This is a genomic window from Candidatus Brevundimonas colombiensis, from assembly GCA_029202665.1.
GTDB classification, from domain to species: Bacteria; Pseudomonadota; Alphaproteobacteria; order Caulobacterales; family Caulobacteraceae; genus Brevundimonas; species Brevundimonas colombiensis.
Map to the genome: position 1 here is coordinate 2645031 of CP119326.1, position 12682 is coordinate 2657712.

Below are 12682 nucleotides of genomic sequence, written 5' to 3' on the forward strand. Positions count from 1 at the left end.
CTCACCCGCCGATCGCGGCGCGATAGGCGCTGGTCAGGGCCTCAACGGCAGGCCCGGTGTAATCGAGGACGGCGGCCGGATAGACCCCCAGCCAGATGGTGCCGATGATCAGCGGCACGAACAGCAGCAGTTCGCGCTTGTCGATATCGGCGATGGTCTGAAGCTTCGGATTGGTGATCTCGCCGAACATGACCGCGCGGTACAGCGTCAGCGCATAGATCGCCGAGAAGATCACGCCCGAGGCCGCAACCAGTGCCGCCCAGGTCGAGGCGTGATAGGTCCCCGTCATCGTCAGGATTTCACCGATGAAGCCCGAGGTGCCCGGCAGGCCGACATTGGCCATGGTGAACATCAGGAAGATGGCGGCGAACCACGGCATCCGCGCCGTCAGGCCGCCGTAGAAGGCGATCTCGCGGGTGTGCATCCGGTCATAGACGACGCCAACGCACAGGAACAGCGCACCCGAGATCAGACCGTGGCTGATCATCTGGAACACGGCGCCCTGCATGCCCTGGTCGTTGCCGGAGAAGATGCCCAGCGTCACAAAACCCATGTGGGCGATCGAAGAATAGGCGATCAGCTTCTTCATGTCCGTCTGACGCCAGGCGACCAGCGACGTATAGACGATGGCGATCACCGACAGGGTGAAGACCAGCGGGCGGAACATCTCGGACGCCTGGGGGAACATCGGCACGTTGAACAGGATGAAGCCGTACCCGCCCAGCTTCAGCAATATCCCGGCCAGGATGACCGAACCGGCCGTCGGCGCCTGGACGTGGGCGTCAGGCAGCCAGGTGTGGACGGGCCACATCGGCATCTTGACCGCGAACGAGGCGAAGAAGGCCAGCCACAGGATCGGCTGGACGACCGGGCTGAAGGCGAACCGCTTCAGTTCCGGAATACTGGTGGTTCCGGCGGTATGCGCCATCCACAGCATGGCCAGCAGCATCAGCACCGACCCCAGCAGGGTGTAGAGGAAGAACTTGTAGGCCGCGTAGATCCGGTTCGCCCCGCCCCAGATGCCGATGATCAGGAACATCGGCACGAGGGTGCCTTCGAAGAAGATGTAGAACAGGAACAGGTCCAGCGACGTGAAGACGCCGATGACCAGCGTCTCCAGGATCAGGAAGGCGGCCATATATTCGACGACGCGCGTCGAAATCGACTTCCAGCTGGCCAGGATGCAGATCGGCATCAGGAAGGCAGTCAGCAGCACGAACAGGATCGAAACCCCGTCCACGCCCAGATGATAGCTGGCGCCCGCGAACCACGGTGCGAACTCGACGAACTGATAGCTGGTGTTCGACGGATCGAAACCGGCGACCAGGACAACGGCCACGCCCAGCACGACCAGGGTGGTGATCAGGGCGATCCAGCGCGCCGCCGGGGCGGCGGCCTCCTGGGTCTTGGACGCCAGTCTCGCGCCAAGGATGACCAGCGCGCCGACCAGCGGCAGGAATGTAACGAGGCTCAGAATGTAGGGCACGGGCTCAGGCTCCCCACGCGAGGATGGCGAAGGTGAGCAGACCAGCCACCCCGAGCAGCATCACGAAGGCATAATGATAGACATAGCCGGACTGGATCTTGCCCAGTCGCGCGGCGGATTTCAGCGAGGCCCAGGCGGCGCCGTTGGGCCCAAGCCCGTCGATCAGATTCACATCGACGACCTTCCAGAAGACGTCGCCGACAGCCTTGAAGCCCCGCACGAAGACGAAGTCGTACAGCTCGTCGAAGTACCACTTGTTGTACAGGAACCGGTAAACGATCCCGTTCCGCTCGGCCATGCGACGCCCCATCCCCTCGCGGGCGACATAGATCCAGTAGGCGAAGGCCGTGCCGATCAGGGTCAGGATCAGCGGCGACCACTTCACCCAGGTCGGGACCGAGTGGCTTTCGTGCAGGACGTGGTTGTGCTCGCCTGTGAAGATGGCTCCGCGCCAGAACTCGCCCTCGTGGTGGCCGATGAAGTGCGGCGCGAAGACGAAGCCGGCGGCGACGGCGCCGACCGACAGCAGGATCAGCGGAACCAGCATGACCAGCGGGCTCTCGTGGGGCTTCAGCGGGCCGTGGTGGCCATGATCGTCATGGGCGTGGTCGTCATGCGCATGGGCATCCGTGACCGGCTCGGAATGGGTTTCGCGCTGGGCATGCGAGGCGTGATCGTCGGCATGGTGCGCATCGCCCTCTTCCTTCCACACCGGCTTGTTGTGGAAGGTCATGAAGACCAGGCGCCACGAGTAGTAGGCCGTCAGGCCGGCGGCGATGATGCCGACGAAGAAGGCGAACAGACCGATGGCCGAGTGACCCGAGGCCGCCGACGCATAGGCGCTCTCGATGATCGAGTCCTTGGAATAAAAGCCCGCGAAGCCGCCGACGCCAGGGATGCCCAGGCCGGTGATGGCGATGGTGCCGATGGTCATCACCGCATAGGTGACGGGCAACAGCTTCCACAGACCACCCATCTTCCGCATGTCCTGCTCGTGGTGCATGCCGTGGATCACCGAACCGGCGCCCAGGAACAGCAGGGCCTTGAAGAAGGCGTGCGTGAACAGGTGGAACATGGCGGCCTGATAGGCGCCGACGCCCGCCGCGAAGAACATATAGCCCAGCTGCGAACAGGTCGAATAGGCGATGACCCGCTTGATGTCGTTCTGGGTCAGGCCGACCGTGGCGGCGAACAGGGCCGTGATCGCGCCGATGATGGCGATGATCTGCGACGCGCCCGGCGCATATTCATAGATCGGCGACAACAGGCAGACCATATAGACGCCTGCGGTGACCATGGTCGCCGCGTGGATCAGGGCCGACACAGGCGTCGGGCCTTCCATCGCGTCCGGCAGCCAGGTGTGCAGGAAGAACTGCGCCGACTTGCCCATCGCGCCGATGAACAACAGGAAGCCCGCCAGATCGAGCGCGGACCATTGCACGCCCAGGAACTCCCAGGTCGTGCCGGCCTTGGTTCCGATCAGGGGGAACAGTTCGGCGAAGTTGATGGTGCCGTACATCCAGAAGATCGTCATGATCCCCAGAACGAAGCCGAAGTCGCCGACGCGGTTGACGACAAAGGCCTTGATGGCGGCGGCGCTGGCCGTCGGTTTCTTGAACCAGAAGCCGATCAGCAGATAGGATGCCAGGCCCACGCCTTCCCAGCCGAAGAAGATCTGCATGAAGTCCGCCGCCGTCACCAGCGCCAGCATCATAAAGGTGAACAGCGACAGATAGGCGAAGAAGCGCGGACGACTGTCGTCGTCGGCCATGTAGCCCCAGGAATACAGGTGGACCAGCGACGAGACGCTGGTGACCACGATCAGCATGGTCGCCGACAGGGCGTCGATGCGGATCGACCAGGCCGACTGGAACTCACCCACATTGATGAAGGGCGCCAGGCGGATGGTGAAGGGCTCCAGGTGCCCCCATGTCCATTGTCCGAACACCGTCCAGGCGACGGCGCACGAGAAGAACAGCAGGCCGGTCGTCACCGCCTGCGACGGGATGTTGCCGATCCGCCGCCCGAAGAAGCCCGCGATCGCGGCGCCCAGCAGCGGAGCGAAGACGCCCAGAATGACAAGGGTCTGAATAGTCACGCTCAACCCTTCATCACGGAAGCGTCGTCAACCGCGATGTCGCCGCGGTTACGGAAGAAGGTCACCAGGATCGCCAGGCCCACAGCGGCCTCTGCGGCGGCGACGGTCAGGACGAACATCGCCATGATCTGTCCGCTGATTTCGTTCAGATAGGCCGAGAAGGCGACGAAGTTGATGTTCACGGCCAAGAGGATCAGCTCGATGGACATCAGGATGATGATCACGTTCTTGCGGTTCACGAAGATGCCGAACACCCCGATGGTGAACAGGATGGCGGCGACCGTCAGATAATGGGTCAATCCAATGACCATCAGAGAAGCTCCTCGGCGCTGACGCCCTGCCCGGTCTGGGCCGACTTGACCTCGACCGACTTCTTGCGGTCGCGGTTGACCTGATCGCCGATGTTCTGGCGCTTGATATGCGGCTTGTGACGCAGGGTCAGGGTGATGGCGCCGATCATGGCGACCAGCAGCACGATGCCCGCGGCCTGGAAGAAGTAGACGTAGTCGGTATAGAGCACGCGTCCGATGGACTGGATGTTGGTCACAGCCATCGACGGCTCGGCGATGACGGCGCCCTTGCCGGCCCCGCCGTTCACGACGGCGGCCGAAACCATGATCATCTCGACCAGCAGCACGGCGGCGATGATGGCCCCGAACGGCAGATACCGGGCGTAGCCCTCGCGCAGCTTGAGGAAGTCGACATCCAGCATCATGACGACGAACAGGAACAGGACCGCCACGGCGCCGACGTAGACGACGACCAGCAGCATCGCCAGGAACTCGGCCCCGATCAGGACGAACAGTCCGGCCGCCGAGAAGAAGGTCAGGATCAGCCAGAGAACGCTGTGCACCGGGTTGCGCGCGGTCACGACCAGAAGGCCGGAAACCGTAGCGACCGTCGCCAGCAGGAAGAAGGCTATGCTTTGCAGCATCTCGGGACGAAGCCCCTTTCGTATCGGCCGCGACCCCGTTCAGGAATCGCCGACCCGTTCAAGCGTGTGCGCCTTAGCGGTAAGGCGCGTCGAGTTCCAGATTCTTGGCGATCTGCCGTTCCCAGCGGTCGCCGTTATCAAGCAGACGTTGCTTGTCGTAGAGCAGCTCCTCGCGCGTTTCGACGGCGAATTCAGAGTTGGGCCCTTCGACGATCGCATCCACCGGGCAGGCCTCCTGGCACAGGCCGCAGTAGATGCATTTGACCATGTCGATGTCGTAGCGCGTGGTGCGGCGGCTGCCGTCGGCGCGCGGTTCAGCCTCGATGGTGATGGCCTGGGCCGGGCAGATCGCCTCGCACAGCTTGCAGGCGATGCAGCGTTCCTCGCCATTGGCGTAGCGGCGCAGCGCATGCTCGCCGCGGAAACGCGGCGACTGCGGGTTCCGCTCGAACGGATAGTTCACGGTCACCTTGGGCCGCGTCATGTATTTCAGCGTCAGACCGATGGCGCCGATGACGTCCAGCATCATCGCGCCCTTGGCCGCCTGGGCGATACGATTGAACATCAGGGCTTATCCTTGGAGGCAGACGTCTTCGGAGGCGTTGCAGGCTGGCTGGCGCGGAATTCCTGTTCGATCCGCTCCTGACGGCGCTGCCATTGATAGCTGGTCTCGGGCATGCGCGGATCGGGTGCGCACGCCGACGTCAGGGTCAGAAGCCCGATGGACACAAAGAGGGTCCTCATGACGCCCCCATCACGAATACGCGCCAGGCCGAGACGATCACGACCGCGACCAGCGAGGTCGGCAGGAACACCTTCCAGCCCAGCCGCATCAGCTGGTCGTAGCGGTAGCGCGGCACGAACGCCTTAACCAGGGCGAAGGCCAGGAACCAGACGACGGTCTTGGTGACGAAGGTCAGCAGATAGATCGTATAGGCGATCCAGGCCGGCAGGCTGTCCAGAAAACCTTGCGACAGGAAGCCGGGATTCCAGCCGCCGAAGAACATGATGCTGATGAACGCCGACATGAAGACGATGTTGACGTACTCGCCCATCATGAACAGCAGGTAGGTCGTCGAGCTGTATTCGACCTGATAACCGGCGACCAGATCCGACTCCGACTCCGGCAGGTCGAACGGCGGGCGGTTGGTTTCCGCCAGGGCCGAGATGAAGAAGATGATCATCATCGGGAACAGCACGACGATCAGCGGCCAGGTCCCGGCGCCGCCGCCGAAGGCGAACCAGTTCCAGAAATAGCCGCTCTGGGCTTCGACGATCTTGGACAGGTTCATCGTGCCGGCCAGCAGGATGACGTTGATGATGATCAGACCCAGCGACACCTCATAGGACACCATCTGCGCCGCGGAACGCAGCGAACCCAGGAACGGATACTTCGAGTTCGAAGCCCAGCCGCCCATGATGATGCCGTACACGCCCAGCGACGACACCGCGAAGATGTAGAGGATGCCGACGTTCAGGTCCGACACCACCCAGCCGGGGGCGAAGGGGATGACCGCCCAGGCCATGAAGGCCAGGATGACCGTGATGATCGGCGCCAGAAGGAAGACCGCCTTGTCGGCGCCGGACGGAACCACGACCTCCTTCAGCACGAACTTGATCATGTCCGCAAAGGACTGCAGCAGGCCGAAGGGGCCGACCACGTTCGGGCCCTTGCGCATCTGCACCGAGGCCCAGACCTTGCGGTCGGCCAGCAGCAGGAAGGCGACGCCGACAAGCACGCCGACGGTGATCAGCAGAATCTGACCGACCGTGATCAGCGTCCAGCCAACGGGCGTGGCCCAGAAAGAAACGGGGTCCATGGTCTACTCCGCCGCCATCGCGACCGGGGCGATCCGCAAGGCGGACAGTTCGGCCATCGTCGCGCTGGCGCGCGCAATCGGGTTTGAAAGATAGGGGTCGGTGACGACCGAGGTGAAGACGGTGTCGCCAAGATCGCCCTTGGCGCCCAGCGAGGCCACGTCGAAGGCGACCGGGGCGGGCAGATAGTCGATCCGTCCGAAGGTCGGGTGATCGCCCATCAGCCTGGCGCGCAGCTGCTCCAGCGTGTCGTAAGCCAGGGTCTGGTCGACGCGGGCCGACAGGGCGCGGATGATGGCCCAGTCCTCCTTGGCCTCACCCTTGGGGAAGACGACGCGTTCGGCCATCTGCACCCGGCCTTCGGTGTTGACGTACAGGCCCGACTTCTCGGTGTAGGCCGCGCCCGGCAGGATGACGTCGGCGCCATGGGCGCCGCGATCCCCGTGGCTGCCCAGATAGACGCGGAAGGCGTTCGATCCGGTCGGATCGACCTCGTCGGCGCCCAGCAGGAACAGGACGTCCAGCGCATCGGGCTTCAGCATTTCAGCCGCCGTCAGGCCGCCCTCTGCCGGCACGAAGCCCATGTCCAGACCGGCGACGCGCGCCGCGGCGTGGTGCAGGACGTTGAAACCATTCCAGCTGTCGGTGACGACCCCGACCTTTTTGGCCAGGGCGCCCAGGGCGTTCAGGACAGCCGCGCCGCCCTCCCCGCCCAATGCGCCCGAACCGACGATGATCGCCGGGCGTTCGGCCTTGGTCAGGACGTCCAGCGCCGACTTGGGCAGTTTGCCCAGCGTCTTCGAACCCGCGCCCAGATAGGCGTAATCGAAGGTCAGGTCGGCCTGTTCGCCGATCAGACCGATCTCCATGTCGCCCTTCAGCCAGGCCTTGCGCAGGCGGGCGTTCAGCAGCGGCGCCTCGGTGCGCGGATTGGCGCCGACGATCAGAACGGCGTCCGCCTTTTCAATGCCTTCCAGGCCGGAGTTGAACAGCCAGCCTTCGCGCGGACCATAACCCAATGCAGCGCCGTCCTGGCGGCAGTCAGTGTTGGCCGAACCCAGGGCGCGGAACAGGTCCAGCGTCGCCTTCATCGACTCGGCGTCCTGCAGGTCGCCTGCGATCACGCCGATGCGGTTGGCCGACGCGGCCTTCAGCCTGGCGGCGACGGCGTCCAGCGCCTCGTTCCAGGTGGCGGCGCGCAGCTTGCCGTTCTCTCGGATCCACGGACGGTCCAGGCGGCGCGCGGTCAGGCCGTCGACGACATAGCGGCTCTTGTCCGACAGCCACTCTTCGTTGACGCCCTCGTTGACGCGCGGCAGCACGCGCATGACCTCGGACCCGCGATAGTCGGCGCGGATGTTCGATCCCAAAGCGTCCATGACGTCGATGGTTTCGGTCTTCTTCAGTTCCCACGGACGATAGTGGTACTGCCACGGACGGTGCGTCAGGGCGCCGACCGGGCACAGGTCATTGACGTTGCCCGACAGTTCCGAAGCGACCGACTTTTCCAGATAGGTCGTGATTTCGGCATCTTCGCCGCGCGAGATCATGCCGATGTCCGGCACGCCCGCAACCTCGGTGATGAAGCGGACGCAACGCGTGCACTGGATGCAGCGCGTCATGAAGGTCTTGATCGTCGGCCCCATGTGCTTTTCTTCGACCGCGCGTTTGTTCTCCGAATAGCGCGAGCCGTCACGGCCATAGCCGACCGACTGGTCCTGCAGGTCGCATTCGCCGCCCTGATCGCAGATCGGGCAGTCCAGCGGGTGGTTGATGAGCAGGAACTCCATCACCCCTTCGCGCGCCTTCTTGACCATCGGCGTGTCGGTGAAGATTTCCTGGCCGTCGGCGGCCGGAAGCGCGCACGAAGCCTGGGGCTTGGGCGGTCCGGGCTTCACCTCGACCAGGCACATGCGGCAGTTGCCGGCGATGGACAGGCGTTCGTGGTAGCAGAAGCGCGGGATTTCCTGCCCCGCGCGCTCGGCGACCTGGAGCACGGTCATGCCGGGCTCGAACTCGGTTTCGACGCCGTTGACCTTGGCGACTGGCATCAGCGGGCCTCTTCTTCAGCGGGAACGGCCAGATCGGCCTGTTCCGTCGTCCCGTCAGGGAGCGTCTGTGTGATGGTGATCGCGCCGCCATTCATGACGTAACGGATCACCGGATCGCCCGGCTGGTTCATCCAGCGAACGAGCGTTTCATCGGCAAGATCGAGCGGCTTCCACTCGATCGCATCATTCTGAACGCGGCAGTCGGCTCGCATCCGGCCGCCATCGACCGGCGCGCGCCACGAGGCGTGAACCACGCCGCCTTCGACACCGTCGATATCGATGGCTGACGGCTGCTGACCGTGAACAGCGGCCAGTCCGGCGCGGCAGACCCGGCGCAGATCAGTTTCCGCCAACACGGCCGCAGCGGCGGTTTCAGGCGCCTTCACCTCGGCCGAAGCCGTTTCCGTCGGCTTCGGCGCAGCCGCGCGCTCGCCGCAAGCGGCGAGAGCCAGGGCTCCGATGACGATGGCGGGCGAAAGGCGCATGATCTATTCCGCAGCGATCGCGTGGCCGGCGAAGTTCGCGCGGCGGCTGCGGTAGTTGGCGATGCGGTCTTCGATTTCGTGACGGAAGTGACGGATCAGGCCCTGAACCGGCCAGGCGGCCGCGTCGCCCAGGGCGCAGATGGTGTGACCCTCGATCTGGGTCGACACTTCCAGCAGCAGGTCGATCTCTGACGGATCGGCCTCGCCCACGGCCATCCGCTCCAGAACCCGCCACATCCAGCCGGTGCCTTCGCGGCACGGCGTGCACTGGCCGCAGCTCTCGTGCTTGAAGAAGTAGCTGATGCGGGCGATCGCCTTCACGATGTCGGTGGACTGATCCATCACCGTGACGCCCGCCGTCCCGAGGGACGAGCGCATCTCACGCATGGAATCGAAGTCCATCAGGACCGTCTCGGCCTGTTCGCGCGTGATGACCGGGCAGGACGCCCCGCCGGGGATGATGGCCTTCAGATTGTTCCAGCCGCCGCGCACGCCGCCGCCGTGATCCTCGATCAACTGACGCAGCGGGATCGACATGGCCTCCTCGACCACGCAGGGCGTGTTCACATGGCCCGACAGCGACATCAGCTTGGTGCCGGTGTTGTTCGGACGACCGAAGCCGGCGAACCAGTCGGCCCCGCGACGCAGGATCGTGCCGACGACGGCGATCGACTCGACGTTGTTCACGGTCGTCGGGCAACCATACAGGCCTGCACCGGCCGGGAACGGCGGCTTCAGGCGCGGCTGGCCCTTCTTGCCTTCCAGCGATTCCAGCAGCGCCGTCTCTTCGCCGCAGATATAGGCCCCGCCGCCATGGTGGATATAGACGTGGAAATCCCAGCCGTGGACATTGTCGTCGCCGATCAGCCGGGCCTCATAGGCCTGCTTGACGGCGGCTTCCATCCGCTCGCGCTCCAGCACGTATTCGCCGCGCAGATAGATGTAGCAGGCGTGGGCCTGCATCGCGAAGCTGGCGATCAGCGCGCCTTCGATCAGCAGGTGCGGATCATGACGCATGATCTCGCGGTCCTTGCAGGTCGCGGGCTCTGACTCATCGGCGTTGATGACCAGATAGTGCGGCCGATCCTTCACTTCCTTGGGCATGAAGGACCACTTCAGGCCGGTCGAGAAACCGGCGCCGCCACGGCCGCGCAGGCCCGAGGCCTTGACGTTGTTGATGATCCAGTCGCGCCCAAGGTCCAGCATGTCCTTGGTGGCGTTCCACGCGCCGCGCGACTTCGCCCCCTCGACGCCCCAGTCATGGAAGCCGTACAGGTTGGTGAAGATGCGATCCTTGTCTTCGAGAATGCCGACCATGGCCCTCAGAGTCCTTCCGCCAGACGGCGCTTGTGGTGGCGCGTGCGCATCCAGATGGCCGCGATGACCATCACCCAGCCCGCCGCCAGCATGAAGTAGGAGGCGTTGACCGCCCACGGCCCGACGGCGCCCTGGCGCGAGATCAGGATCAGAAGCGCGGCGCCCACGACCATGGCCAGGCCACCGGCCCGCAGCGGACGTCCCACGCCCCGCAGCTCCTTGCGATAGGCCGCGCGGCCCTCATCGGTGTTCAGATCAGGCGGCGACATCAGGCCGGAGCCTTTTCAGCCGGGGCCGGATCGCTGTTGGGCAGCTTCTTGATCGGCTTGGCGGCCGAGCCGTCGTACAGCTTTGCGTCCAGCAGGGTCTTGGCCCCGCCTTGCGGCGCGGCATTGGTGCGACCGATGTAGGATCCCCGTTCCGGCGACTTGCCGGCGGCGAAGTCGTCGATGATCTGGGCCATCGTCTCGGGCGTCAGGTCTTCATAATAGTAGTCGTTGATCTGGGCCATCGGCGCGTTCGAACAGGCGCCCAGGCATTCGACTTCCTGCCAGGTGAAGCGACCGTCCGCGGACAGATGATCCTTGGGACCGATCTTCTCCTTGCAGACACGCATCAGTTCGTTGGCGCCGCGCAGCGCGCACGGCGTAGTGCCGCACACCTGGATCAGCGCGGTCCTGCCGACCGGCTCCAGCATGAACATGGTGTAGAAGGTCGCGACCTCCAGCACCCGGATATAGGCCATGCCCAACAGCTCGGCGATGGCGCGGATGGCGGGTTCGGAAACCCAGCCCTCCTGCTTCTGCACCAGCCACAGGACCGGGATCACCGCCGACTGACGGCGCGATTCCGGGTATTTCTTGATCCACCATTCGGCCTTTTCCATCGTCGCTTCCGAGAAGGCGAACGAGGCAGGCTGTTCCTTGGCGAGACGACGAACGGACATCCGCTAGGCCTTCACATAATCAACGCGAGCGATCTTGTCGCCGGCGAACGAATAGATTGCGGCGACTTCGAAAGGCGCTGCATCGGGCGACCGGAACACACGCTCGTGGTCGATTACCGTGTTTCCGACGACGATTCGTGACAGCAGTTCCGCACGGTTCTGCGGGAACTGGGCGAACAGGCCCTCGTGGCGTTCGCGATAGGCGTCCAGCCCCTTCAGGTTGGGCTCGGCGTTCAGGTCGGAAATGGTGATCCCGTCGTCGAAGAAGGTGACGAAGGTCGCCAGATCCTGGGTGTTGTAGGCGTCGAGCTGGCCCTGCACCACGGCTTCGCGGCTCATCGGTCCACCTCGCCGAACACGATGTCGAGCGAGCCCAGGATGGCCGAAACGTCGGCCAGCTGGTGTCCCTGGTTCATCGGACCCATCTGCGCCAGGTGACGGAAGCCCGGCGCCGAAATCTTCACGCGGTACGGCTTGTTGGTGCCGTCCGAGACCAGATAGATGCCGAACTCGCCCTTGGGCGCCTCGACCGAGGCGTAGACTTCGCCTTCCGGCGTCTTGAAGCCTTCGGTGTAGAGCTTGAAGTGGTGGATCAGGGATTCCATCGACCGCTTCATTTCGCCACGACGCGGCGGAACGATCTTGTTGTCCTCGATCATCACCGGTTCGCCGGGACAGTTGCGAAGCTTATGGATGCACTGCTCCATGATCCGCACGGACTGCTTCATCTCTTCGACGCGGACCAGATAACGGTCCCAGCAGTCGCCGTTCTTGCCGACGGCGATGTCGAACTCCAGTTCGGCATAGCACTCGTACGGCTGCGACTTGCGCAGGTCCCAGGCGATGTCCGAACCGCGCAGCATCACGCCGGTGAAGCCCCAGGCCAGGGCCTCTTCCTTGGTCACGACGCCGATGTCGACGTTGCGCTGCTTGAAGATGCGGTTCTCGGTGACCAGTTTTTCGATGTCGGCCAGGGCCTTCGGGAACTCCTGGCACCAGCGACCGATGTCGTCGATCAGGTCCATCGGCAGGTCCTGGTGGACGCCGCCGGGACGGAAATAATTGGCGTGCAGACGGGCGCCGCAGGCGCGCTCGTAGAACACCATCAGCTTTTCGCGCTCTTCGTGCCCCCACAGCGGCGGCGTCAGGGCGCCCACGTCCATGGCCTGCATGGTCGCGTTCAGCAGGTGGTTCCCGATCCGGCCGATCTCGGAATACAGAACCCGGATCAGCTGGGCGCGGTACGGAACCTCGACCCCCAGCAGTTTTTCGATGGCCAGGCAGAAGGCGTGTTCCTGGTTCATCGGCGAGACGTAGTCGAGGCGATCCAGATACGGCACGTTCTGGAGATAGGTGCGCGCCTCCATCAGCTTCTCGGTGCCGCGATGCAGCAGGCCGATGTGCGGATCGACGCGTTCGACGATTTCCCCGTCCAGCTCCAGCACCAGGCGCAGCACGCCGTGGGCGGCCGGGTGTTGCGGGCCGAAGTTGATCGTGAACTTGCGGTCTTCCATCTCGCGCGCATGAGCGGTGCGCGTGTCGAGGTC

The 12682-nt window shown here is 64.3% G+C and carries 14 protein-coding genes; all 14 read right to left on the reverse strand.

From position 1 onward, the window contains the following. Position 1: 1 nt before the first annotated feature. The 14 genes from P0Y50_12940 to P0Y50_13005 all read right to left on the reverse strand — a co-directional run bounded on the left by P0Y50_12940 (position 2) and on the right by P0Y50_13005 (position 12649). The gene (locus P0Y50_12940) at positions 2–1486 is read right to left on the reverse strand and encodes an NADH-quinone oxidoreductase subunit M (protein WEK39437.1); all 1485 of its coding nucleotides are present in this window, start codon (positions 1484–1486) and stop codon (positions 2–4) included. Positions 1487–1490: 4 nt separating this feature from the next. Beyond that, positions 1491–3578 carry an NADH-quinone oxidoreductase subunit L gene (gene nuoL, locus P0Y50_12945; protein WEK41576.1) on the reverse strand — a complete coding sequence of 696 codons (2088 nt, stop codon included), beginning with the start codon at positions 3576–3578 and terminating at the stop codon, positions 1491–1493. Between the two features lie 8 nt (positions 3579–3586). Continuing rightward, positions 3587–3895, reverse strand: coding sequence for an NADH-quinone oxidoreductase subunit NuoK (gene nuoK, locus P0Y50_12950; GenBank protein WEK39438.1), 309 nt, complete (start codon positions 3893–3895; stop codon positions 3587–3589). After that, on the reverse strand, positions 3895–4518 hold the full coding sequence (locus tag P0Y50_12955) for an NADH-quinone oxidoreductase subunit J (protein WEK39439.1): 624 nt from the start codon (positions 4516–4518) through the stop codon (positions 3895–3897). The genes nuoK and P0Y50_12955 overlap by 1 nt, the downstream gene beginning before the upstream one ends. Before the next feature lie 73 nt (positions 4519–4591). Then, entirely contained in the window at positions 4592–5083 is a 492-nt protein-coding gene (gene nuoI, locus P0Y50_12960) for an NADH-quinone oxidoreductase subunit NuoI (protein ID WEK39440.1), read from the reverse strand. Beyond that, positions 5083–5262: a hypothetical protein gene (locus P0Y50_12965; GenBank protein WEK39441.1), complete on the reverse strand. Its 180-nt coding sequence runs from the start codon at positions 5260–5262 to the stop codon at positions 5083–5085. Before P0Y50_12965 ends, nuoI begins: the two co-directional genes overlap by 1 nt. Then, positions 5259–6338 (reverse strand): NADH-quinone oxidoreductase subunit NuoH, encoded by a 1080-nt coding sequence (nuoH, locus tag P0Y50_12970; GenBank protein ID WEK39442.1) that lies wholly within the window; start codon positions 6336–6338, stop codon positions 5259–5261. Before nuoH ends, P0Y50_12965 begins: the two co-directional genes overlap by 4 nt. Positions 6339–6341: 3 nt before the next feature. Continuing rightward, the gene (gene nuoG, locus P0Y50_12975) at positions 6342–8387 is read right to left on the reverse strand and encodes an NADH-quinone oxidoreductase subunit NuoG (protein ID WEK39443.1); all 2046 of its coding nucleotides are present in this window, start codon (positions 8385–8387) and stop codon (positions 6342–6344) included. Beyond that, complete coding sequence (locus P0Y50_12980; protein WEK39444.1) at positions 8387–8872, reverse strand: hypothetical protein; 486 nt, start codon at positions 8870–8872, stop codon at positions 8387–8389. Before P0Y50_12980 ends, nuoG begins: the two co-directional genes overlap by 1 nt. A 3-nt stretch (positions 8873–8875) precedes the next feature. Further along, the gene (gene nuoF, locus P0Y50_12985; GenBank protein WEK39445.1) at positions 8876–10189 is read right to left on the reverse strand and encodes an NADH-quinone oxidoreductase subunit NuoF; all 1314 of its coding nucleotides are present in this window, start codon (positions 10187–10189) and stop codon (positions 8876–8878) included. A gap of 5 nt (positions 10190–10194) precedes the next feature. Then, positions 10195–10458, reverse strand: a complete 264-nt coding sequence (locus P0Y50_12990) for a hypothetical protein (GenBank protein ID WEK39446.1) — start codon at positions 10456–10458, stop codon at positions 10195–10197. Further along, positions 10458–11135: an NADH-quinone oxidoreductase subunit NuoE gene (gene nuoE, locus P0Y50_12995; protein WEK39447.1), complete on the reverse strand. Its 678-nt coding sequence runs from the start codon at positions 11133–11135 to the stop codon at positions 10458–10460. The genes P0Y50_12990 and nuoE overlap by 1 nt, the downstream gene beginning before the upstream one ends. 3 nt (positions 11136–11138) lie before the next feature. Next, positions 11139–11474 carry a nuclear transport factor 2 family protein gene (locus P0Y50_13000; GenBank protein WEK39448.1) on the reverse strand — a complete coding sequence of 112 codons (336 nt, stop codon included), beginning with the start codon at positions 11472–11474 and terminating at the stop codon, positions 11139–11141. Continuing rightward, positions 11471–12649, reverse strand: a complete 1179-nt coding sequence (locus tag P0Y50_13005) for an NADH-quinone oxidoreductase subunit D (GenBank protein WEK41577.1) — start codon at positions 12647–12649, stop codon at positions 11471–11473. Before P0Y50_13005 ends, P0Y50_13000 begins: the two co-directional genes overlap by 4 nt. Positions 12650–12682: the final 33 nt, after the last annotated feature.